Source organism: Nocardia sp. NBC_01009 (assembly GCF_045208035.1).
Classification (GTDB): Bacteria; Actinomycetota; Actinomycetes; order Mycobacteriales; family Mycobacteriaceae; genus Nocardia.
The window spans coordinates 2,827,174-2,850,649 of sequence record NZ_CP108695.1; the positions used below are offsets into that span (position 1 = coordinate 2,827,174).

Sequence of the window (23,476 nt, forward strand, 5' to 3'; positions counted from 1 at the left end):
TCGACGCACGTCACCTCGAGTTGACCCACCCGTATGCACTGGCCATCATCGGCCCGATTCTCGAAAGGTTCATGAACGAATGCAGCTTGGATTCAACCTGTCAACGCAACGCACTCGGCGGCCGTGCGATAGCCGAGCCACTTGCGTGGCCGATTGTTGAGGCGGTCGGCGATCGCATTGATGCCGGCCTGGCTGTAGGTGCCGATGTTGGTGGCCTTCGATAGGTACTGGGGTAGCAGGTTGTTGATGTTCTCGTTGGTGCCGCGTTGCCATGGGCTGCGCGGTATCCAGCACGAGATTCAGCTCGCTGGATAGCCGCTTGTGGACGTAACGCCCAAAGGGAAGTCACGGCTCGACGATGGAGGGCTCAATGAAACCGCAGTACGTGTATCGGTGGGTCAACAACCACGGGGTGATCCTCCTGTTCAAGAAGGTACTGCTCCGTCGTGGCGATCTGTTCGCGCGGTTGACCGGCAGCGCGGACGGTATCGAGAATCCGTACGCTCTGATCGAGCAGATGCGCGGGGAGGGTGGGTTGCACCGGACCCATCCGGTATGGATCACCTTCGATCACGGTATGGTCCGGGAGATACTGCGTGACAACCGTTTCGGTGTCGGCGTACCGACCGTGCTCGCGCCACGCCCTGTGCTGCGCGCGCTGAAGCGTCGACCCCTCCCACCGAACCCGGTGGATCCGCCGTCGATGCTGGCGATCGACCAGCCCGAGCACACCCGGATGCGCAAACCGGTCACCGCCGCCTTCACCCCGCGTGCCGTCGCCCGGCTGCGCCACCGGATCGAGACAGTCACCGAGGAACTGCTCGCGGCGCTCCCCGACGACGGGCCCACCGATCTGGTGGCGCGGTACGCGGCGCAGGTGCCCATCGCCATCATCTCCGAGATGCTCGGCTTCCCGGACTCCGACCGAGAGATGTTCCTGCGCTGGGGCGACGACATCAGTCCGTTGCTCGACCTCGGGATCTCCTGGCGGACGCATCAGCGGGCGATGGAATCCTCGGAGCGGGTGCACCGGTATCTCGTCGAGCACGTCGAGCGCCTCCGCGCCGAACCCGGCGACGATATCCTCAGCAGCCTGGTCATTGCGGGCGATCTGTCCACCTACGAACTGTGCGCGTCGGCGACTCTGCTGATGGCCGCGGGCTTCGAGACCACGGTCAACCTGATCGGCAAGGGCATCATCTGGCTGCTCCGCCACCCCGATCAGCTGGACCGTTTGCGCGCCGAGCCCGAACTCTGGTCCAATGCGGTGGAGGAGATCCTCCGGATCGATCCTCCGGTGCAGACCACCGCTCGCACCACCCGTACAGCGCTGGAGATCGGCGGTATCCGGTTGCGCGAGGGGTCGACCGTGGTGCTGTCGCTGGCCGGTGCGAACCGGGACCCCGCCGTGTTCACCAACCCGGCCCTTTTCGACATCACCCGGGACAACGCCAACAATCATCTGTCCTTCAGCAGCGGTATCCATGTGTGCCTGGGCGGCGGTCTGGCCCGTATGGAGGCGGCGCATGCCCTGCGCGCACTCTTCGAGGTGTTTCCGGACCTGCGATTGACCGATCCGCCCACCCGGCGGCAGCTGTTCACCCTGCACGGTTACAAGCACCTTCCCGCGCATACCGGTCCGCGCGTCCACAGCCACCAGACGGTCGGCTGACCCGCACCTTCGGCGTATGTTCGCAGGCCAGAACAGGGTTCGCCGCGCCGACTCGGAGCGGCAGTCCCCGGGGCTCGGCAGAATCGACAGTACCCGCCGATCAACGAGCAGGGCGAGATTGTCGGCGGATGGACGGGCCAGGAGTGGTGGACCCCAGACCGCATGTACCGGGCCGAAATGGAGGCTCGGAAAGTCGCGCGGACCAGACGATTCCACTGCGGCGGGGTCGCGTTTGCCCACTATCCCGAGTTGGATGATGATGAAGCTTTCTTCGCCGCGGGGAGCCGGGCGGCACGACGCAACTTGCGCACGATGCCCTCCGCGGAATGCCGCTTGCGACCAGCCATGATGTGCATCGTCCCTTCCAGCCCTCACCAGGGCCAACAGGACTCTAATACCGATCGGTCTCATTCATTGGGGACGGACCACCCGGCGGCCACGAAACACGTCGAGTGCAGGTCTACCGCGACGGATCGGTCAGTTGAAGATCCGTCAACGAGATCTGCTCCGGATCGTGTCGGCTGGGCCGCAGGCACCTGCGCCAGCCGAATTGGACGATGTTGCGCACCGCGTACGTGACGTAATTCACACCGGAAGCCATAATGAGACGAAGGCGCTGATCGAGGAGTTGGTTGCCCGGGTGATGATTAGTGCCCCGGATCGGCGAGTCCCGGTCTTTCGAATTCCAGTGGACGATGTCGTCGACAGTGAAGAATCTGCTGGCCGTGGTGCGCGAACCGTCCCAGGGGACGGTTCGCGCACCACGACAGTTGGGGTGGCTGACGGGACTCGAACCCGCGACAGCCAGGATCACAACCTGGTGCTCTACCAACTGAACTACAGCCACCATCGCCGGTGAATCACCGGCGCGGTAGATATTAGCGTGTAACCCCCTGGAGTCCCTAATCGGTTAAGGGCGTGCCGTTTGTACTGGGCTTTTGGCGCGCCGCGGGGTTTGCGGTGCGCCCGACCACACCGGGCTGTCCGCGGGGTCCGCCGATCCGGTGCCCGCGGCGGGGTTACTCGGCGTCGGGCTGGGCGGCCGCTGCGTTCTTGTTGTTGCCGAGTTCGTTGGCGATGGCGGAGATCTCGGCGGTCGACGGGCCGGGTGCGGCGACAAACGCGGTGCGGCGGTAGTACTCGAGCTCACGGATTGATTCCTTGATGTCGGCGAGGGCGCGGTGGGTCAGCCCCTTCTCGGGCTGGCCGAAGTAGATGCGCGGGTACCAGCGGCGGCACAGCTCCTTGATGGAGCTCACGTCGATCATTCGGTAGTGCAGGTGGGTATCCAGCAGCGGCATGTCGCGGGCGATGAAGCCACGGTCGGTGGCGATCGAATTGCCCGCGAGCGGGACCGTGCCCGCGAGCGGCGCGTACTCGCGGATGTAGTCGAGGACCTGCTGCTCGGCCTCGGCGAGGGTGACCGTGGAGCGGCGCACCTCTTCGGTGAGACCGGAACGCGCATGCATTTCGGCGACCACCGGTGGCATGGCGGCCAGCGCCTCGTCGTCGGCGTGGATGACGATATCCACGCCCTCACCCAGAATGTTGAGGTCGCTGTCGGTCACGAGTGCGGCCACCTCGATCAGCTTGTCGCTGTCGAGACGAAGGCCGGTCATCTCGCAATCCATCCACACCACGAATTTGTCGGACACCCGAGCAACACTAGCGGTGTCCTCCGGTGATGGCTGGGTTGAGCCCTCCGTACGCGACCAGCGGCGATAGAGTTTGCGGGAGTTCGGCGTAGGCGTTTGTGGCACGACAGCTAACACTGCGAAAGCAGTCACAGTCAGACCAAGACGGAGGACGCGCGATGACCACTCCCCAGGAGAAAGCGGCCGCTGCCCGCAAGGCCGCGCAGGAGGCGGCGCGGGTCGCCGCGGCGGCCGCCGCCGCCGCGGAAGCCGCAGAGCGCGAGTTGGCCGAACAGGAGGCCGCGGCCGCCTCGGGTGCGGCCGATGGCGCCGATGCAGTGGTGGCCGCCGAGTCCAAGGCAATGGCCGCCGCCACGGCGGAGACCGCTGCCGTGACCGCCGCGGTGGCCCAAGCTACGAAAGCGGCAGCATCCGACACCGCGATTTCGGCGGAGCAGTCGCCCGCGCAGCAGATCGCCGCGGGCTATGCGTTCGACGGCGAGGCGCTCGCGCTCGGCTCCGTGATTGTCGACGGGGAAGTCGATCCGACTGCGCTGGTGCGGATTCCGATGCGCACATTGAACCGGCACGGCCTGGTCGCGGGCGCTACCGGCACCGGTAAGACGAAGACGCTGCAGGGCATTGCCGAGCAGCTCTCGCGCGCCGGAGTGCCGGTGGTGCTCGCGGATGTCAAGGGCGACCTTTCCGGTCTTTCCCAACCCGGTCAGCCGAACGAGAAGCTGAGCGCGCGGGGGCTGGAAACCGGTGCGGGGCAATGGCAGCCGTCCGGATTTCCGACGGAGTTCGTCTCGCTCGGCACCGGTGGCATCGGGGTGCCGATCCGCGCGACCATCACCGCCTTCGGTCCGGTGTTGCTCAGTAAGGTGCTCGGGCTCAACGAGACTCAGGAATCGACGCTCGGACTGATCTTTCACTGGGCGGACCAGCAGGGGCTGGGTCTGCTGGACCTGAAGGATCTGCGCGCGGTCATCACCCATCTGACCAGCCCGGAAGGCAAGGAAGACCTCAAGGGCATCGGCGGGGTCTCGGCGGCGACCGCCGGGGTCATCCTGCGTGCGCTGGTGAACCTGGAGGCAGATGGCGGCGACACCTTCTTCGGTGAGCCGGAACTGGATCCGGCGGATCTGCTGCGTGTCGCGGGCGGGCAGGGCGTGATCACCCTGTTCGAGCTCGGTGCCCAGGCGGCGCGGCCGGTGATGTTCTCGACCTTCCTGATGTGGGTGCTCGCCGATCTGTTCCAGACCCTGCCCGAGGTCGGCGATGTCGAAAAGCCCAAGCTGGTTTTTATTTTCGACGAGGCGCACCTGTTGTTCGCCGACGCGTCGAAGGCTTTCCTGGAGCAGGTGGAGCAGACGGTCAAACTGATCCGTTCCAAGGGCGTCGGCGTGTTCTTCTGCACCCAGCTGCCGACGGACATCCCGAATGCCGTGCTCTCCCAACTGGGTGCGCGTATCCAGCACGCGCTGCGCGCCTTCACACCCGACGATCAGAAGGCGCTGTCCAAGACGGTGCGGACCTATCCCAAGACCGGCACCTACGATCTGGAGCAGGCGCTTACCTCACTGGGCACCGGCGAGGCCATCGTCACCGTGCTCTCGGAGAAGGGTGCGCCGACTCCGGTGGCGTGGACCAGGATTGCGCCGCCGCGCTCGCTGATGGACACCATCGGCGACGAGGCGATCAAGTCCCGCGCGCTGTCGAGTTCGCTGTTCGGCAAGTACGGCCAGACCATCGACCGGGAATCGGCGTACGAGATGCTCGCCGCGAAGGTTGCCGCGGCACAGGAGAATGCGGAACCGCCCGCGGCGCCCGGGCGTTTCACGAGGGCCGCCGAGGAGGGCTCGGCCGCCGAGCGCATCATGAAGAACCCGGCCGTGAAGAGCTTCCTGCGTTCGGCCGCCACCGTGGCGGGTCGCGAGATCAGTCGCAGCATCTTCGGCACCCGCAAACGCTGAGCGGGTTGTGTTCAGGTAGCCGACAACCCGCTGCGTATCGGGCTGCGGTAGCAGCAGCCGGATCGGAATGAGCAGCGTGCCGAAGCTGGTGCAATCCGTCGGCCCGCGCCCGGAGCGCGAGTGACGGTCAGGACGTTGGTCAGCGTCTGGTCGGCGCAGTGGGTCAGCCGGCGTCGCGGTCGAGCATGTCAGGTTCACGGCGTACGAGTTCGACGCAGCGGCCGCTGTCGACGGCGATGACGGGCAGTCGTGCGGTGTCGGACAGGGCGTATCCATGCTGATATGCGCCGCTGCACGGCACCGCCAGCAGGTCACCGGGGCGCAGGTCGGCGGGCAGCCGGATATCGGTGGCGAGGATCTCATTTCCGGCTCGGCCCGCGACGGTTGCGGTTCGGTGCGGTCCGGCGGCCTGCCGATTCGCCAGCACCGTGGCCGCCAGCGCGGCGGGCCGCGTGCCCGCGCGCGCACCGCTGTCGACGATGACGGAGGTGTGCCCGCCGTCGTGGTGTTTGACCGAGCACACCCGCAAAAGCGTCACGCCGGCGCGAGCCACGATCCCACGGCCGGGTTCGAGGGCGATATTCGGGCGCGGGAAGCGTTGTCTGGCACAGGCCGCGTCGAGTGCGTCCTCGAGTATCGCGGCGAGTTCGGTCAGGTTCATCTCGGCGTCGCCGCTGCGATAGGCGACCGCGTGCCCGCCACCGAGATCGAGGTCGGTGAGGATCCGGCCGTGGTCGTGACGCACCTGCGCCATCTCCGCGACCATCCGCCGTATCGCCTCGCCGTAGTAGTCGGGATTGTAGATCTGGGAGCCGACCTGGCAGTGGAAGCCGATCAGGTCGAGCATCGGCTTGCTCAGCACCTGCTCGACAGCGGCAGTAGCCGCGGCGCCGACCGGGAAGTCGGGCCGTCGAGCAATGTCCGGCTGACCATCCACGTCGATATCGGTGGATAAGCGCAGCAGCACTCGCTGCGGATGGGTGGCCACCGCCGCGAGCAGATTGATCTCGGCGAGCGAACCTGCCACGATCCGCCCTACCTGGCGATCGACCGCAGTCACCAGCGCGTCGAAGGATTCCCGGTTGCCGTGCATGATGATTCGCTTCGGGTCGATGCCGGCGGCCAGAGCGACGTCCAACTCGTCGGATGAGTGCACAGCCACCGAAAGACCTTCGTCGGTGACCCAGTTCACGACGGTGCGAACCAGCAATGCCTGTCCGGCATAGATGATCTCGGTCTCCGGGAAAGCCTTACGATACGCACGGCAGCGGCGCCTGACCTCGTGCTCGTCGAGGACCATCGTTGCGGTGCCATACCGCTCGGCGATATCGGCGAGCGCGACACCGCCGACCACGATCCGGCCCGACTCGTCGTAATGCGAATCGCGGGGCCAGATCGCGGTGTCGAGGCGTGCGGCCGGCACCAACCGGGTGGACGAGAAGAGGTCGAGCAGCGTCACGGTGTTCTCCTGTGTGCGCCCGCTGGCGATAGCTGCGGGGGATATTCAGGTGTACCTCGCCAGGAGGGGTGCTCGACCTGTCGTTAGCACAACCTTGACCACCCGATCGGCCATCTTGACGAATCACTGACATGCCGTGGTCGACGCCGCTTCTCAGCGGCCGATATCCCTGCTGAGCAGGTCGGACAGAGTTTCCCGGCGTACCAATTCCCGGGAGACACCCTTGCGCACCGCGACGATCGGCGGCCGGCCGACGCTGTTGTAGGAGGACGCGAGGCTGTGGTGGTAGGCGCCGGTGCACGGCATGGCCAGCAACTCGCCGGGCCGGAGGTCTGCAGGTAGCTGCACGTCGGTGGCGAGGATGTCGCCGGCCTCGCAGAACCGGCCCGCGACCGTGGCGGTCATCTGTGGGCCGGTCGGATGCCGGTTGGCGACGACCACGCTGTACTGCGCGCCGTACAGCGCGACCCGTGGGTTGTCGCTCATCCCACCGTCGACCGTGACATAGGTGTGTCCGCCGTCGATGTGCTTGATCGAGCGCACCCGGTACAGCGTGACGCCTGCGCGGGCGACGATGGCGCGGCCCGGTTCGATGGCGATGACCGGGCGGGGGAAACCGCGGCGCGCACAGGCCGCGTCGAGGGCGTCCTCGACGATCGCGGACAGTTCGGCGAGATTCATTTCGGCGTCGCCGCAGCGGTAGGCGACACCGTGTCCGCCACCGATGTCCAGATGGGTGAGCAGGTGGTCATGCTCGTCGCGGACGCGCGCCATCTCGGTGACCATCCGTCGAATGGCCTCGCCGTAGTAGTCCGGATCGCAGATCTGCGAGCCGAGATGGCAATGGAAGCCGACCAGCCGCAATGTCGGCTGGCGCAGAATGCGGTCGACGGCTTCGGCGGCCGATTCACTACCGAGCGGGAAACCGAACTTCTGATCGGTGACCCCCGTGACAACGGCAGGATGGCCGTGCACGTCGATGCCGGGGGACAGCCGCAGCATGACCTGCTGCGAGCCGGTGGCCAGTGCGGAGAGCAGCGTGATCTCGGCGAGCGAATCGACCACGATCCGGCCGACGCCGACCTGGACAGCGGCCTCCAGTTCGTCGAAGGATTTTCCGTTGCCGTGCAAGATGATTCGTTGGGGATCCACGCCCGCGGCGAGCGCGACGGCGAGTTCGCCCGCCGAGCAGACATCCACGGATAGTCCCTCCGAGGTGACCCAGTCGGCGACCGCCGTGATCATCAGCGCTTTGCCCGCGTAGTAGATCTCGGCGTCGGGAAAGGCAGCTCGATATGCCCGGCAACGTTGCCTGACCTCACGCTCGGCGAGTACGTAGGTGGGCGTGCCGTACTGGTCGGCAATATCGGCGAGCGCGACACCTCCGACGGTTATTCGGCCAGCATCGTCGTAATGCGTGTCCCGTGGCCAGATCGCGGAGTCGAGCCGCGGGGGCATTCCCCCCGACCGCAGCGACGGGAAGATTTCGAGCAGCGTCACGATGTCTCCTGTGTCGCCCCCGCTTTCTCCACCTGCGGGGCCGTTGTCAGGACTACGCCGATTTCCAATGCCCGAACCACCGGCATATGCGACCTTGACGTATCGCCGCCTGATCTTGACGAGATCGCAACAGGCCGCCGACCAGGCGCTTACCTGAAGCCCAACCGCTGTGCTCGGCGTCGTCGGCACCTGCGATCGGGCGGTGTGAGCGCACGTCTTGTGCATTCCGCCATCCAGGTGACCGCAGAGTTTCGACCTGCCCTCAGCGATCAACCACAGCCACCCGGAACCGGTGTCCAGCTTCTCGAATATCACGATGCCGCCCTGGAGGTCACCGATTACAGGTTGCTGTGAGTCGGCATGGGTCCGCTGACTGCTCATCCGGTGAGATGAGACGAACGTCCCATAATGCCGATGAGCGGATACGGGCTGATCCGACGTCAGGGCATGGGCTGGGGCCCTCGTGCTGGTCGTCAGCAGCTTGTGTTTGCGGCCGTGCCTGCGATGAGAACGAGGAGATACCCGGCCACCATGACGAGGATCCCGGTGTTGGTCAGCACGAGTGATAACGAGTTGATGCGGAGGTGATTCGTCCACAGATAGATCAGCAGGAACAATCCGACCGCGAGCATGATTATCGAGCCCGTGGTCTGAATGCCCTCGAGTAGCGCGTAATCCCGGTCTCGCTGCCCGGAGCTGCCGTGCGGGCTCACATCGCAGTAGTCGCCGTTGGCCGGGGTGATCACGTATCCGGCCACGGCGATCGCCGGTCCAATGAAGATCGAGCCGACGATGTAGATCACTGCAAACAACAATGGCCGGTTCTTGGTCATGGTGTCAGACAATAACTATCCACTATGGCGGCCCTGCGGTTGTTGTGTGGAGGTTCTGTGTCCGGTAAACCTCCGCAACTGCCGCTGGGCGCGTGGTCGTGAACGTCCGCATCTGCCGATTCCGCGATGTTTCAACGGCGGGTTCTCGCGACAGCAACGGTTACGCGTTCCAGTGCGTCGGAACTGGCTCGCGACAAATAGCCAGCTGTACCCCAGGATGAGAGCATGATCGAAACCACGGCGGTGTTGGGAGTGGCCGCGACCGAGTTGGGAATGGTGCTGACGCCGGGCCCGAACATGATGTATCTGGTGTCGCGCACCATATCGCAGGGACGGCGAGCGGGTCTGGTATCGCTATCGGGGGTGGCCGTCGGGTTCATGGTGTATCTCGTGGCCGCCACTGTCGGGATTACCGCGATCTTCGCGGTGGTGCCGGGGTTGTATCTGAGCATGAAGCTGGCCGGCGCAGCGTATCTGGCGTACTTGGCGTGGAAGACGTTGCGCGGCGGCATCTCTGTGTTCGAGCCCTCCGATCTGCCCGCCGAATCCACGCGCAGGCTCTTCACCATGGGGCTGGTCACCAACCTGCTCAATCCCAAGATCGCGATCATCTACATGGCGTTGATCCCGCAGTTCGTGACCCCAGAACAGGGGCGAGTCTGGTTGCAGAGCCTGCTGCTGGGCGCAGTGCAGATCGGTATCGCGCTGACGGTCAACGGCTTGATCGTGCTGGGAGCCGCCACAATCGCAGCGTTCCTGACGGGCCGCCCGCTCTGGATGCGGGCACAACGCTGGGTCACCGGCACAATGCTCGGCGGCGTCGCCGTTCTACTAGCTACCGACCGGACCCGCCCGGTTCCGGCCTAGGCTGACCGACTGGCAAGTGCGCGGCAATGCCGAGTTGAGTGTCTGGTGCCATCGGGGCGACGACGTCGCCTGGCTCGAGCACGTTCACCGACGACGAATACCGAGATGCCGCCGCCCACCTCGGCAATCCGGGAGAACGCTGAATCACGTTCGCGGCCAATCGGTCACGTCGGCCGTAGTGATACAGGGGCCGGTTGTGAGACCTGCCATAGTTCGCGGATGAAACGAAATCCCCACTTGGCCAGATGATCTGGGAGCGGCCGCCAATGAGGGCGGCCCTACCCGAGGAGCCGACATGACCCGACGTATTCTGCTCGCGGCCGTCGCGGCCACCGCCGCGGTGACCCTCGGTGCGTGTGGCGGTGAGGGCGCGTCCAATGCCGGATCCTCGGCATCGAGCACCGTTTCCAAAACCGTCCCGACCACGGTGTCCACCGTCGAGACGACCGCGCCCGGCGATGAGACCACCGCGCCTGGCGATGAAACCACCGCGCCTGGCGATGAAACCACCGCGCCCAGCGCGGAAACCACGGCGCCTGCCACCAAGAGCACCGTTACCTCGGCGGCACCCCAACCTTCGGACACGCCGTCAGCGGACGAACCCTGCGCCATGGTCACCCGCGAGTTTCTGATCACCTCGTTGAGAATGACTGGGACGCCCAAGTATCCGCTGGCAGATCTCCAGCGCGCACGGTGCAGCGGTACCTACGCCTCGGCGATGAGCCAACCGGAGGGCACCCTGCATCCGGTCATGTATCTGTTCCAGTACTCCGCGTGGAACGGGAACATGCGCTGGCACGTGATTGATGTCGACGAAGGCCTCGACTGCGTGAACAGGCACGGCGTACCGGCGGCGGCAGGACGTGAAATCGGCTGCGCCGCATAGTCGTTATCCACGCCGGAGGGGCATCGGTGTCGGAATGACGTTGGCGTGGATGACGACCAACGTCCCGTAAACAGCCGCCGCGGCAACCAGGTGGGTGCGCCGGTAGTACGTCGCCGGCACGGCAGTCTCGGCAACTCACTGAAATGCCGAGTTCAGGGTGTTCGCAGGAGCGTGGACACGATCTCGGCTGCACCGATGAATTTCGTGTGGATCCGTCGTCGATACCTCTGGATACACCGACAGCGGTGGGTCAGAGCAGGAGCAAACGATCCGGACGTGATCCGGACGGGTGAGCAGGAGGCGCAGTGAGCGGTACCAGGGTGTTGGTGGCGGGGGCGAGCATCGCGGGGCCCGCGCTGGCCCACTGGCTGCGCCGGCGGGGGGCCGAGGTGACTGTGGTGGAGCGGGCCCCCGAGCTGCGTCCCGGTGGGCAGGCGGTGGACGCGCGCGGGGTTGCCAAGGAGGTCATCCGGCACATGGGGCTCGACGCGGCGGTGCGCGCGGCCTGCACCGAGACCGCTGGCGCGCACACCGTGGACGCGGACGGGAACGTGCTGGAGACCTACCGCGCGGACGACGACGGTGGTGACGGGTACATCTCGGAGATCGAGATCCTGCGCGGGGACCTGTCCCGGGTGCTCTACGACGACACCCGGGACGGTGTCGAGTACATCTTCGGCGACCGGATCGCCGAGCTCACCCAGGACGCGGACGGGGTCGACGTGGCCTTCGCCGGCGGCGACCGGCGGCGCTTCGACCTGGTGGTCGGGGCGGACGGGCTGCACTCGGCGCTGCGAGCGATGGTCTTCGGGCCGCGGGAGCGGTTCGTCCGCCACCTCGGGCACGTGCTGGCCTTCTACACCGTTCCCAACGAGTTCGGGCTGGACCGCTGGCTGATCGACTACCAGGAGTCCGGGCGCTCCGCCGGCCTGCGGCCCATCCAGGACGCCACTCGGGCGATGGCCATGTTCTCCTTCCCCTCGGCCGACCTCGACGTCGACTACCGCGACATCGCGGCCCAGAAGCGCCTGCTGCGCGAGCGGATGGCCGGTCTGGGCTGGTTGACCCCGCGCATCCTCGCGCACCTGGACGACACCCCGGACTTCTACCTCGACCAGGTCGCCCAGGTGGTGATGGACCGCTGGTCGAGCGGGCGGGTGGGGCTGCTTGGGGACGCGGCGTTCAGCTCATCGCCGATGTCTGGGCAGGGCACCGGGCTGGCCCTGGTCGGCGCCTACCTGCTGGCCGGAGAGCTGGCCGCTGCCGGGTGGGACCCGGAGGCCGGGTTCGCCGGCTACGAGGAGCGGATGCGCTCGTTCGTCGAGGCCAACCAGGAGATCGGCCGGTTGAACGCGCGCAGCCGCGACGTCCCAGGGCCGGACGCCGAGCCGAGCATCGATTTCAACAGCGAATGGTTCACCGAACTGGTCGAGCGTGCGATCAACGGCGTCGAGCTGCCCGACTACGCAGGGGTGCCGGACTCCGGGGCCCCGGCCGGCCCGCCGATCACCTCGTCGGCCAAGCCGTAGGTGTCACATAACGTGTCGAGAGGGACGACGCTTCGGTAGGCCACCGCCGGACTACGTCCGCTCACGCCGCATACCGCGCTGATCGAACCGGCCGACGCGCCGCAGCCGAGTCACACCAAAATTCGTGGTGGACAGTCGAAAGAGAGCGTCCCGCCGGACACCTCGACCGAGCTTGGCCGGGCGTCGGCCGTGGCACAAGTCTCGAGTAGCCGATGAGTAGACGCCCAACACCGCGGCCGCCGACGGCCCCGGTGCGTCCGGGGGGCGTGATGCCCAGCTTGTGTTCAACGATTGTGTTGTGGCACTTCGGCACCCGGAGAGGTGCGTAGGGGGGCGCCGACGTGATGCAGGTGTCGCAGCGCCTCGCGGTAAGAGGAGATCAGCCCAGTTTCGTGGTAGGGCACGCCGATTTCGGTGCAGTAGTCGCGGACGATCACCTGGGCGGGACGCAGGTTCGGCGTCGGCATGCTCGGGAACAAATGGTGCTCGATCTGATAGTTGAGCCCACCGAGGGCGAGGTCGGTCAACACACCACCCCGCACGTTGCGGGAGGTCAGCACCTGTCGACGTAGGTAGTCGGGGCGGTCGTCGCCGGTCAAGGTTGGCATGCCCTTGTGGTTCGGTGCGAAGATGCAGCCCATGTACAGGCCGAAGAGGCCCTGGTGGACAGCAAGGAACGCGAAGGCTTTGTCGGCGGGCAGAGCCGCGAACAGTGCGGCCGAGTAGGTGGTGAAGTGGCCGAACAGCAGCGCGCCCTCCAATCCGCGGTGTTTGACCGATCGATCTCTGAGCGCACGTACGCCGGCCACATGGAGGTTCAGGCCCTCCAACAACAGGAGGGGGAAGAACAGGAACGCCTGCGCCCTCCCGATGAGACGAGGCAGACCGCGGCTGGACCGTGCCTGCCGTTGTGACCAGACCAGAATGTCGGGCGCGACATCGGGGTCGAGTTCCTCGTGGTTCGGATTGGCGTGATGCCGGGTGTGCTTATCCTGCCACCAGCCGTAGCCCAGGCCGATGCCAGCGTTGCCGACGAGTCGTCCCACCAGCTCCGTCGGCTGCCGTAGCCGGAAGACTTGGCGGTGCGCGACATCATGCATGACGAGTGCGATTTGAGCGAACGTCACGGCCATGACCCCCGCGACCAGCAGCGTCCACCACGAATCGCCGATGAGGACGAACGCTGCCCAGCCGGCTGCGAACGCGACCCCGACGAGGCTGAGCCGGATGGCGTAGTAGACGGGACGCCGGTTCATCAGCCCGGCGTCGGAGATCCGGCGCAACAGACGGGCGTAATCACCGTCAGCACCGCGCCGCGGTGACCGTGGATATGACTCGGGGACCAGGGCAGGTGTCGTCATAGATCTTCCTCAGAGCTGGGTCGGAGACGCCACCTCCGTCCGTCGACGATGCCGGCCGGTCGATGGCGAGGCGGAGCGCCGATTTCGATACCCCGAAGCTATCGGCCGAATTCTCGATACCCGTAATCCTCCGGTATGACATGGAATCGGACTGCGGTGTGATATTGGATGTCCACCGAGGACCGAGGCGGCTGACCGGTTATCGGCCAACACATCTGGGTCGCCGGACCGGACGTCCGCTTATGGCGCTCTCTGGATCTACGCTGGGCCGACCGAACTTTCCGCTTCCGCCGCGGACGCCGAAGAAACCCAGTAACCGAACGCTTGGAATCATCGGCGGCGCAGTCGTCGCGCTGTTCGCGATGTTCCGGGTAATCGGCACAATGAGCAAGAGCGACGACGACGAGGCCACGCCCACGAGGTCGTCGACGAACGTCGCGCCAACTGCTTACTACTCAGCCCGGCGCGCGATCGTCGGCGGCGATCCGTTGCCACCGGCCGGTTTGCGAGCGAACAGCAGCCGAAATCTAGCCGCCGAGCTTCCGGTAGAAAGCACCGGCGATGGGTGCGGTGAACGAGCGGGGTCCATACTGACCCGCCACGCTCATGCCCTTGCTGATCAGACCGGGAACCACGCGCATCTTGTTGCGGGCCAGGGCATCGATGGACACCTTCGCCGTGTATTCGGAGGTCACCCACATGAAGTCCGGAACCATGCGGTCCACGATCGATGCCTCGGACGGGTCCGGCGTTTCGGTGCGCACCGGGCCGGGCGCGAGCAGGGTGACGTGGACACCGGAGTCCTTCAGCTCGCCGCGCAGCGATTCGGAGAAGGTGTTGGCGAAGGCCTTGCTCGCCGCGTAGGTGGCGTTGTTCGGGATGGGCATATTGCCCGCCGCCGAGCCGCTGATCAGGATGCCGCCGCCGCCGCGCGCGATCATGCCGGGCAGCACGGCGAGCGTGAGGTCGTGCACCGCAACGGCGTTCAGTTCCATCTGCGCGCGTTCGTAGGCCATATCCAGTTCGGCGACGGCCCCGAACGTGGCGATGCCCGCGTTATTGCACAGGATCGCGATATTGCGCGCGGCAAGCTCCTCGACGAGGGCGCCGCGCTGGGTCCGGTCGGCCAGATCGACCGCGCGCACCTCGGCGGTGATGCCGTGCGCCAGTGTGAGCCGCTGGGCGAGTTCGGTGAGCAGGTCACCGCGCCTGGCGACGAGGATCAGGGAGTAGCCGCGCGCGGCGAGGTCGGCGGCCAGCGCGGTGCCGATGCCGGAGGAGGCGCCGGTGACGACCGCGCGATTCTCGGAGGTGGGGGAGGGCAGGCTCACGAGTGGAGCCTAGGCGATGCGACCATCCTGATCGACGAGCACCATCATCGATCCGATGCGTGTCGAGTGGTCGGCGACTCTCGTGCGGCCGCACACGTCGCGTCGGCGGGGCGATGCCTTGCGTCCGTGCCGCCCGATCGCCGGAGGGATGCAGGCCGGGCGGTAACCGCCACCGTCGACCGGCATCCCAGCACAGACCGGGTCGAGAACAACATGCTCACAGCCGCCGAGGCCGCTGCCTGCTCGGTGTCGTGAATCCCCGGCCGCTGCCTCGGACGTGGTCGATCGAGTCGGTCCGGCATCGAGTTTCGCCGATGCCGCACCGGCTCGTGTATCGGTGGGATCAGAGGCGGGCGGCCAGGCGGGTGCCCTGGTCGATGGCGCGCTTGGCGTCCAGTTCGGCGGCCAGTTCGGCGCCGCCGATCAGGTGCAGGTTGATGCCTGCTGCGCGCAGCGGGTCCTCCAAGTCGCGCACCGATTCCTGGCCCGCGCAAATGATGACATTGTCGACCGGAATCAGCTGCGGGCGTTGGCGTTTCTCGCCGAAGCTGATGTGCAGGCCGTTGTCGTCGATGCGCTCATAGTTCACGCCGCCGACGTGCTCGACGCCCTTGGCCTTCAGTGCGGCGCGGTGCACCCAGCCGGAGGTCTTGCCGAGGTCTTTGCCGAACGGGGTCGACTTGCGTTGCAGCAGTACGACTTCGCGAGCCGCGGGCGCGGGCTTGGGGGTGGTCAGCTGGCCGCGGGCCTGCTCGTCCTCGGAGTCGACACCCCACTCTTCCTTCCACTCGTCGAGCTTCAGGGTGGGATGGCCTTCGACGGTAAGGAATTCGCTCACGTCGTAGCCGATGCCGCCCGCGCCGATGACCGCGACACGCTTGCCGACGGGGCGTTCCTCACGCACCAGCTCGGCGTAGGACAGCACCATCGGATGGTCGACGCCCGGGATGTTCGGAATGCGCGGGCGCACACCGGTGGCCAGTACCACCTCGTCGTAGCGGGCGGTGATGAGCTCCTCCGCGGTGACCCGCTTGTTCAGGTGCACGGTCACACCGGTGACCTCGAGCATCCTGGTGTAGTAGCGGATCGACTCGTTGAACTCTTCCTTGCCCGGGATGCGGCGCGCGATGTCGAACTGGCCGCCGATCTTGTCGTCGGCCTCGAAAAGGTCTACCCGGTGGCCGCGTTCGGCGAGGCTGACCGCGGCCGAGAGCCCGGCCGGCCCCGCGCCGACGACCGCGACGCGCTTGGTGCGCCGGGTCGGTAGCAGCTTCAGCTCGGTTTCGTGGCCCGCCCGCGGGTTGAGCAGGCAGGACACGGTCTTGTGCTGGAAGGCGTGATCCAGGCAGGCCTGGTTGCAGGCGATGCAGGTGTTGATCTCGTCGACCCGGTTGCCCTTGGCCTTGTTCACCCACTCGGGGTCGGTGAGGAAGGGCCGGGCGAGTGAAACCAGTTGGGCGTCACCGCGAGTGAGGATTTCCTCGGCGATCTCGGGCATATTGATCCGGTTGGACGCGCAGACCGGAATGTGCACCTGCTCGGTGATCTTCGCGGTGAACTCGACGAAGGCCGCGCGGGGCACGGAGGTGACGATGGTCGGCACGCGCGCCTCGTGCCAGCCGATATCGGTGTTCAGGATATTCGCGCCCGCAGCTTCGAGTTCCTTTGCCAGGGCGACGATTTCGTCGAAGCTCTGCCCCTTCTCGACCAGTTCGGCCATGGACAGCCGGAACACGATGATGAAGTTCGGGCCGACCGCAGCGCGGGTGCGGCGCACGATCTCTACCGCGATCCTGCGGCGGTTCTCCGGCGAGCCACCCCATTTGTCGGTGCGCTTATTGGTGCGCGGCGCGAGGAACTGATTGATGAAATATCCTTCACCGCCCATGATTTCGCAGCCGTCGTAGCCGGCGAACTGGGCCAGCTTCGCGCAGCGGGCGTAGTCATCGATGGTCTGCTCGACGCCCTTGGCCGAGAGCTTGCGCGGCCGGAACGGGTTGATCGGGGCCTTGATCGAGGACGCTGACACGCTGCCGGGCAGGTAGGAGTAGCGGCCCGCGTGCAGGATCTGGATGGCGATCTTGCCGCCCTCTCGGTGCACGGCCTTGGTGATCGTCCGGTGCCGATAGGCCTCGGATTTGTTGGTGAGCTTCGCACCGAAGGGCAGCAGCCAGCCGGTGCGATTGGGGGCGTAGCCACCGGTGATGATCAGACCGACTCCGCCACGGGCGCGTTCGGCGAAGTAGGCGGCCAGCTTGTTGGTGTCCCAGGCGCGATCCTCCAGGCCGGTGTGCATCGACCCCATGATCACGCGGTTGCGCAAGGTGGTGAAGCCGAGGTCGAGTGGCTCGAACAGGTGGGGGAAGGAACTCATCTGCGAGTCTCATCTTTCTTCGGGTTCCGGGTGCGGGGCTGTCGCACGCGGTTGCAGGGCTTGCAGAACTTCGTCGCACCATTCGACGAACCCCGCCTCGACGCGGATGCCCGCGCGCAGGACGAGGTACTGGTGCAGTGGCGTACCAGAGAGCTGATCCGGTGCGGGGAAGTCTCGTTTCTCGATGAGCCCGAACAGCTCGAGTCGCTGGTTGTGCTGGTCGCGGTGCCTGGCGACCTCGTCGCAGAGCGCACCGATGTCACCGTGCGCGGCGGCGCGGACCTTCACGCCGAGTTCGTTGCGCGGCATGCTGGTGTCGCTCGGCTCGGCGATCCATCTGGCCAATTCGACGCGACCGGCCTCGCTGACCGAGTAGACCTTCTTGTCGGGCCTACCCTCCTGGGCCACCGATTCGCCGGTCAGCCAACCGGATTCCTCCATGCGCTTGAGCACCCGGTAGATCTGCTGGTGGGTGGCGCTCCAGAAGAAGCCGATCGACTTGTCGAACCGGCGCGCCAGCTCGTATCCGGAGCCGGCCCGCTCGGTCAGCGATACCAGCAGGGCATGCTCGAGGGCCATGCGGTCAGAATAATCGTTACACGCGGTACTATGCAACTGGGTGCATAGCGTGACGGGCGGGTGAAGAGCAGGTCTATCGATGTGACTCTTGGGGGGCGACCCGCCGATGTGGGCTGCTATCGCGAATCGTGCTCGGGCGGTCCAGGTGTCGAGCGTTGCTCGAGTTGGGCGATGATCGCGGCCCCCATCCAGCGGGTCAGATATCGCCGCAGATCCTCGTCACTGCGAGGTGGATTGCCCGGTGAAACGAAGAACGACTGCATTGTTCGCAGGACGTATTCCACGAGCTCGTGTAGCGCCGTGTCGTCGTACCCGTAGCGTTCCCAATCGACGTCGAAACGCCTGATCATGAGCATTCCGAAGGTTTGTGCCTCTTCGGAAGTGAGGCTCTCGGGGTGGACATTCGAATACGTGCTCGAGAGCAGGATGCCGAGATGGGGTGTCCTGTGCACCTCGGTCAGTGTGTAAACCACACCCTCGGTCATTGCTGCGACCGGGTCTTCGATACCGCTGACCTGCTGCGCCAGCCGATCGAGAAAGCCGTCGACCGACGCGATCGCCGCGGCCCTCATCAGGGCATCGGCACTGGGGAAGTATCGGTACACCGTCTGACGGATGACGCCGAGTGACTCCGCGACGTCGGCAATGCTGATCTCCGAACCCGTTCGTCCGATCAGATCGACGGCAGCGGCGACAATTCGACGAGACGCGTCTTCATCGTTGTCCGGTGGACTCCCGCCCCATCCGCGCCTTCCTGCCACTGCTCGCTTCCTCGGTTCGAACTGTGTGTCCGTCGCGTGTGAATTCGACCGCGTGGGAACCCCATCGACGGTCCCGATCGGGGGCTCGACGGTACCACGGGCCGTCCCATCGTCGTTCTCCCAGCGCGAGCCTGCGCCGCTGATTGTGATCATACACAGAAGCGATTATGTGTATGATCACCTCACCATGGCATGGCTTCGGTGAATCCGAGCGGGCCATCAGGTCAGACCACTTCCGAAATTCGAGGTATAGCCAAGTGACCGATCTGCAAGTCCGAAAGATGCGGTTCGCCTTCGCGGACTACGACGTGCCCTTCGTGTGGAACGAAGCGAATCCGGCCTTCTCGTCCATGGCCAATGCGGTGTCCTTCCTGGCCATCGGCTTCGAGAAGATGATCGTCAACATGATTCGCGAGGCTATGCCGCGGATAACCGATCGCGCGATTGCGGAGGAAGCCGACGCGTTCGTGCGTCAGGAGGGGCAGCACTCGACCGCCCATCGCCAGCATGCGAATGCACTGATCAGGCGATTTCCGGGTCTTCAGGAAACGCTCAACGACGTCATCGCGGAATTCGACCGCCTCACCGTGAACACCTCCCTCGAGTACCGGCTTGCCTATACCGCCGACCTGGAGGCAACGTTCACCCCGGTGTTCAAACTCATGCTCGACAACGATTCGTCCCTCTTCCAGCCCGGAGACGACCGGGTCGCGTCGCTGTTCATCTGGCACTTCGTCGAGGAAGTCGAACATCGAAGTTCCGCGCTCATCATTTTCGAGTCCATTGTCGGAAGCGACACCTACCGGATGCGTATGGCACCGTCGATATTCCGGCACGTGATGAAGGTGATCAGGTTGGCATGCGCCGGCTTCAACAAGCATGTCCCGCTGGAGGATCGGAAGATCGACGCACTGTCGATGTTCGCGACGCACCGGCACAAGCACAAGCTGCGCAAGTGGCTCCGGCTGCCCGGGGAGGACGACGGTCCGATGCTGCGCGCCTTCGACGAGCTGCCACTCGGTGAGCAACTCGTCGCGTTGGTCGGCGTCATTCGCAGTCAGTTACCGAAGCACAACCCGGACCACGAGAAGCTACCCGCACTCGCCGATGTGTGGTTCGAGCGCTACGACGCCGGATACGACGTCTCGCACTGGTACACCGCGGGTACGGTCGCATCGCGCCAGGCGGACTGATGGCCGATCATTGCGCACCCACCTTCGACCAGCTCGCGAAGGCGCTCGGCTTCACCTGTGCGGAGGCCGGTGGACTTGTCGAGGTGCGAAACCCTGTGGGGTTGGAGAACTGGACCCTACCGGTCCTCGAGTTCACTATCGTGCTCGGCGCGGTGCTCGCGCTGATATACGCGATCGTGCGCTTGCGTCGGCATGGTGATCCGACCAACCTGGTGGTCTGGTTCGGTGCGACCGCGTACCTGTTCATTATCGAACCGCCGCTGTACTTTCCCGCGGCCTTCGGCATCGACGCACACGTCGACACGATGTTCGCGCACAACGTCTTCACCGTGGAGTTCCTCTGGGGTCGACTCCCGCTGTATATCGTCGCGATCTACCCACTGATGGCCACACTGGCCTTCGAAATAGTCAGAATGCTGGGGGTTTTCCGACAGTACGGTGTACTCGTCGGTGCCGTCTGTGTGGGCTTCGTCCACCACGCCTTCTATGAAATCTTCGACCACCTCGGACCGCAACTGCGGTGGTGGGAGTGGTCGACCGAAAACCCGCTCAATCAACCGATGTTCGATTCGGTACCGCTGCCGAGCGTGGTTGTGTTCGCGGCTTTGTGGCCGATGTCGCTTGCGTTCTGTGTCCAGTTGTTCGTCGGTCGTCACGTCGACCAGGGCCGCACTTTCTCTGGACTGCAGTTGGTCTGGCGGACCGTTGTCATCGGCCTACTCGGATCTTTGGGTACAGCCGTGTTGCCCATCCCTGCAACCGTTTTCGGAACGGGGAATACCACGCTGCGGGGATTCCTCTATGCGGCCGAACTGGTCATCGTCACCATTGTCGCTGTCCCGATTCTCGCCCGCCAGTGGCTCCGGCTACGGCGAGACCAGGGCAATACTTCGTGCTACACCAACAGCTTCGTCCGGATCTACAGCCTGGTGTATCTGTGCGTGATGGCGCTGCTCTGGGCGACCGCGTTGCCCGACTTCTTCGACGCCGTCGACGGTTCGACAAGCGAGGGAGACCCGGTCGGGAATCTCTGGTACACACTGTCATGCTTCATCGTCGCGATACTCTGCGCAGTCGCCATATTCACGGTGCCGCACAGAAAAGTCGACGAGACCGACATGCGTTTCGTCAGCGTAGATGCGGTGACTCGCACGTCATAGCCGACCAGTTCTCGCCTACGGCGGCAACCCATGGTGAACAGCCGGTGCACTGCGGGCGGAATGGGTGTGCATCGGGCGTGCTGATCTCGATGCCCGCCCAACCGGTCGTCGGCACGTCCGCGCGGCTGCGGCGGCAAGGGTGAACGCGAGCCGGGACGGTCGTCTCGAGTGTTGTCCCGACGCGGCGGCGGATCCGCATTAGGCTGCGCGACATGACCGAGGTGGACGCGCGGGCGACTGTCGGGCAGGCGGCCGGGCGCGGGCAAGTGGTGGCGTGGGGATTGTGGGACTGGGGGTCTTCGGCCTTCAACGCGGTAATCCTCACCTTCGTCTTCTCGGTGTATCTCACCGACAAGGTGGGTGACGATCTGCCCGGCGGGATTTCGGCGAGCGCGTGGTTGGGCTGGGCGCTGGGCATCGCGGGCCTGATCGTGGCGGTGACCGCGCCGATCAGCGGGCAGCGCTTCGATGCGACCGCGAAACGTAAACGCTCCCTTGCGGTTCTGACGGCGCTGACTATCCTGGCGATGGCGTTGATGTTCTTCGTGCACGACGACTACCACGATCTGTGGATCGGACTGGTGCTGCTCGGGTTCGGCTCGGCCTTCTTCGAGCTGGCGAATGTTCCGTACAACGCCATGCTGCGCCAGGTGTCCACGCCGGCGACCGTCGGCAGGGTCTCCGGATTCGGCTGGGCAATGGGCTATTTCGGCGGCATCCTGCTCCTGCTGATCTGCTACTTCGGTTTCATCTCCGGTGACGGCGACAGCCGCGGTTTGCTCGGCGTGCCCACCGATGACGGACTGAACATCCGGCTGGTCGCGATGCTGGCCGCGGTGTGGTTCGCCGCCTTCTCCCTTCCGGTGCTCTTCGCCGTGCCGGAACTACCGCGCACCGGCGCCGATCCCGGCGCGGCCAAGGCGGGCTTCTTCGGGTCCTACCGGGTGCTGTGGCGTGACCTGCGCGAGCTGTGGTCCGTCGACCGCGGCACCGTCGGCTTCCTGGTGGCCAGTGCGATTTTCCGGGACGGCCTCGCCGGTGTCTTCACCTTCGGCGCGGTGCTCGCCGTCCGCGTCTACGGCATCGCCGACTCCGATGTGCTCCTGTTCGGCATCGCCGCGAATGTCGTCGCGGCCCTCGGTGCCATCGTCGCGGGTCGATTCGACGACCGCGTCGGCCCGAAGATCGTCATCGTCATCTCCCTCGGCGCGATGCTCCTGTGCGGACTGGCGCTGGTCTTCGTCTCCGGCCCACTGATGTTCTGGATCTTCGGCCTCCTGCTCACCGTCTTCGTCGGCCCGGCACAGGCTTCCGCCCGCTCCTTCCTGACCCGGCTTGCCCCGCCCGGCCGCGAGGGCCAGATGTTCGGCCTCTACACCACTACGGGTCGCGCCGTTTCCTTCCTCGCCCCAAGCCTTTTCGGCCTCTTCGTCTGGCTCTTCGATGCCGACCGCGCCGGCATCGCCGGTCTGCTGGTCGTGCTCGCCGTCGGCTTGGCCGCGCTGCTGATGGTGCCGGGACCGCGACCGGCCCGAGCGAACACCTAGAGTGTGTCTCTCAACATTCAGTTCGCCGCCAGGAGCTAGCCGTTCGACCAGCCGGGATCGGACCGGATGGCTGCGTCTCGGCGTCTCGGCGTCTCGGCGTCTCGGCGTCTCGGCGTCTCGGCGAACAGGCGGGCACAGCCACAATCGGCTTCAGTCCCTCGTCGGCCGCCACGCGCCCATGCCGAGGGCGATGAGGCGGACCTGCTGGACGGTGCGGTCGACGATGAACCGCTGGTCGCGTGGGGTCGCGGCGACATAGGCGGCGATGCCGTCGGTGACCGTGGCGACCAGGAGGTCGGCGGCGATTTCGAGGTCGTCGGGCGGCCAGGAATCCAGTGCGCGGATGCGGGAGAGGTCGGCGACCAGTTCGCGGACGATCAGTTGCAGCTCCATGGCGATGGCCTGGCGCAGCGCCGCCGAGCCGCCGTGGCGCTCACGAGTGAGGAAGCCGAAGATCTCGCGTTTGGCCGCGACCTGTTCGAAGACGAACCGCACCGTGTCCGACAGGCTGGCGTCGGGGGTGCGCCGCACCTCGCGCAGTGCGAGGCGCAGTGCTTTGACGCCCTCGTCGACCAGTGCGGCGCCGAGATCCTCCAGTGCGGAGAAGTGGCGGTAGAACGCGGTCGGCACGATCCCCGCCGAGCGGGCGATCTCACGCAGGCTGAGCGCGGCGAACCCGCGTTCGGCGGCCAGGGCGAGAGTGCCGTCCAGTAGTGCCTGGCGCGTTCGCTCCTTGCGTTCGCCTCGGGTTGCTGCCTGCTCGCTCATCACGGTGAGCATACATCCGTTCACCATTCGCCCTATCGAGAGATGT

General features: G+C 65.7%; 18 protein-coding genes, 1 tRNA gene and 1 pseudogene. 8 read left to right on the forward strand and 12 right to left on the reverse strand.

Annotated elements, in window-relative coordinates; genetic code table 11:
- Positions 1 to 92 precede the first annotated feature (92 nt).
- Positions 93 to 284: pseudogene (locus OHA42_RS12440) on the reverse strand (transposase); the annotation flags it as partial.
- Between the two features lie 86 nt (positions 285 to 370).
- Between OHA42_RS12440 and OHA42_RS12445 the strand changes: the two are divergent.
- The gene (locus OHA42_RS12445; protein WP_406236917.1) at positions 371 to 1,672 is read left to right on the forward strand and encodes a cytochrome P450; all 1,302 of its coding nucleotides are present in this window, start codon (positions 371 to 373) and stop codon (positions 1,670 to 1,672) included.
- Between the two features lie 771 nt (positions 1,673 to 2,443).
- Here the strand turns inward: OHA42_RS12445 and OHA42_RS12450 are convergent.
- Both OHA42_RS12450 and orn read right to left on the reverse strand, forming a co-directional pair.
- Positions 2,444 to 2,519 (reverse strand) — tRNA-His (locus OHA42_RS12450).
- Positions 2,520 to 2,691: 172 nt separating this feature from the next.
- Positions 2,692 to 3,327, reverse strand: coding sequence for an oligoribonuclease (gene orn, locus OHA42_RS12455; RefSeq protein ID WP_328410248.1), 636 nt, complete (start codon positions 3,325 to 3,327; stop codon positions 2,692 to 2,694).
- Positions 3,328 to 3,485: 158 nt separating this feature from the next.
- Here orn and OHA42_RS12460 point away from each other — a divergent pair, with 158 nt between their 5' ends.
- Positions 3,486 to 5,282 (forward strand): helicase HerA-like domain-containing protein, encoded by a 1,797-nt coding sequence (locus tag OHA42_RS12460; protein WP_406236920.1) that lies wholly within the window; start codon positions 3,486 to 3,488, stop codon positions 5,280 to 5,282.
- 163 nt (positions 5,283 to 5,445) lie between these two features.
- On the opposite strand, the gene OHA42_RS12465 is transcribed toward OHA42_RS12460, so the two are convergent.
- The 3 genes from OHA42_RS12465 to OHA42_RS12475 form a co-directional block, all read right to left on the reverse strand.
- Positions 5,446 to 6,741 carry a diaminopimelate decarboxylase family protein gene (locus OHA42_RS12465; protein WP_406236922.1) on the reverse strand — a complete coding sequence of 432 codons (1,296 nt, stop codon included), beginning with the start codon at positions 6,739 to 6,741 and terminating at the stop codon, positions 5,446 to 5,448.
- 153 nt (positions 6,742 to 6,894) lie between these two features.
- Positions 6,895 to 8,241 carry a diaminopimelate decarboxylase gene (lysA, locus tag OHA42_RS12470; protein ID WP_406236924.1) on the reverse strand — a complete coding sequence of 449 codons (1,347 nt, stop codon included), beginning with the start codon at positions 8,239 to 8,241 and terminating at the stop codon, positions 6,895 to 6,897.
- Positions 8,242 to 8,714: 473 nt separating this feature from the next.
- Positions 8,715 to 9,074: a hypothetical protein gene (locus OHA42_RS12475; RefSeq protein WP_406236926.1), complete on the reverse strand. Its 360-nt coding sequence runs from the start codon at positions 9,072 to 9,074 to the stop codon at positions 8,715 to 8,717.
- Positions 9,075 to 9,299: 225 nt separating this feature from the next.
- On the opposite strand from OHA42_RS12475, the gene OHA42_RS12480 reads away from it, so the two are divergent.
- From OHA42_RS12480 to OHA42_RS12490, 3 genes are all read left to right on the forward strand, one after another.
- Positions 9,300 to 9,941: a LysE family translocator gene (locus OHA42_RS12480; protein ID WP_406236928.1), complete on the forward strand. Its 642-nt coding sequence runs from the start codon at positions 9,300 to 9,302 to the stop codon at positions 9,939 to 9,941.
- Positions 9,942 to 10,236: 295 nt separating this feature from the next.
- Positions 10,237 to 10,827 (forward strand): hypothetical protein, encoded by a 591-nt coding sequence (locus tag OHA42_RS12485; RefSeq protein ID WP_406236930.1) that lies wholly within the window; start codon positions 10,237 to 10,239, stop codon positions 10,825 to 10,827.
- A 305-nt stretch (positions 10,828 to 11,132) separates the two neighbouring features.
- Positions 11,133 to 12,356, forward strand: coding sequence for an FAD-dependent monooxygenase (locus tag OHA42_RS12490; protein ID WP_406236932.1), 1,224 nt, complete (start codon positions 11,133 to 11,135; stop codon positions 12,354 to 12,356).
- Positions 12,357 to 12,640: 284 nt separating this feature from the next.
- Here the strand turns inward: OHA42_RS12490 and OHA42_RS12495 are convergent, their stop codons facing one another.
- The 5 genes from OHA42_RS12495 to OHA42_RS12515 form a co-directional block, all read right to left on the reverse strand.
- A complete protein-coding gene (locus OHA42_RS12495; protein WP_406236934.1) occupies positions 12,641 to 13,717 on the reverse strand; it encodes a fatty acid desaturase family protein in 1,077 nt (358 codons plus the stop codon).
- Between the two features lie 527 nt (positions 13,718 to 14,244).
- Complete coding sequence (cmrA, locus tag OHA42_RS12500; protein ID WP_328410269.1) at positions 14,245 to 15,048, reverse strand: mycolate reductase; 804 nt, start codon at positions 15,046 to 15,048, stop codon at positions 14,245 to 14,247.
- Between the two features lie 343 nt (positions 15,049 to 15,391).
- The gene (locus OHA42_RS12505) at positions 15,392 to 17,422 is read right to left on the reverse strand and encodes an FAD-dependent oxidoreductase (RefSeq protein WP_406236936.1); all 2,031 of its coding nucleotides are present in this window, start codon (positions 17,420 to 17,422) and stop codon (positions 15,392 to 15,394) included.
- 9 nt (positions 17,423 to 17,431) lie between these two features.
- Positions 17,432 to 18,001: a PadR family transcriptional regulator gene (locus OHA42_RS12510; RefSeq protein ID WP_406236938.1), complete on the reverse strand. Its 570-nt coding sequence runs from the start codon at positions 17,999 to 18,001 to the stop codon at positions 17,432 to 17,434.
- 116 nt (positions 18,002 to 18,117) lie between these two features.
- Positions 18,118 to 18,762, reverse strand: a complete 645-nt coding sequence (locus OHA42_RS12515) for a TetR/AcrR family transcriptional regulator (RefSeq protein WP_406236940.1) — start codon at positions 18,760 to 18,762, stop codon at positions 18,118 to 18,120.
- A 257-nt stretch (positions 18,763 to 19,019) separates the two neighbouring features.
- On the opposite strand from OHA42_RS12515, the gene OHA42_RS12520 reads away from it, so the two are divergent.
- From OHA42_RS12520 to OHA42_RS12530, 3 genes are all read left to right on the forward strand, one after another.
- Positions 19,020 to 19,955: a metal-dependent hydrolase gene (locus tag OHA42_RS12520; RefSeq protein ID WP_406236942.1), complete on the forward strand. Its 936-nt coding sequence runs from the start codon at positions 19,020 to 19,022 to the stop codon at positions 19,953 to 19,955.
- Complete coding sequence (locus OHA42_RS12525; RefSeq protein ID WP_406236944.1) at positions 19,955 to 21,115, forward strand: hypothetical protein; 1,161 nt, start codon at positions 19,955 to 19,957, stop codon at positions 21,113 to 21,115. Before OHA42_RS12520 ends, OHA42_RS12525 begins: the two co-directional genes overlap by 1 nt.
- 212 nt (positions 21,116 to 21,327) lie before the next feature.
- The gene (locus OHA42_RS12530; protein WP_406236946.1) at positions 21,328 to 22,662 is read left to right on the forward strand and encodes an MFS transporter; all 1,335 of its coding nucleotides are present in this window, start codon (positions 21,328 to 21,330) and stop codon (positions 22,660 to 22,662) included.
- Between the two features lie 150 nt (positions 22,663 to 22,812).
- On the opposite strand, the gene OHA42_RS12535 is transcribed toward OHA42_RS12530, so the two are convergent.
- Positions 22,813 to 23,430 carry a TetR family transcriptional regulator gene (locus tag OHA42_RS12535; RefSeq protein ID WP_406236948.1) on the reverse strand — a complete coding sequence of 206 codons (618 nt, stop codon included), beginning with the start codon at positions 23,428 to 23,430 and terminating at the stop codon, positions 22,813 to 22,815.
- Positions 23,431 to 23,476 lie beyond the last annotated feature (46 nt).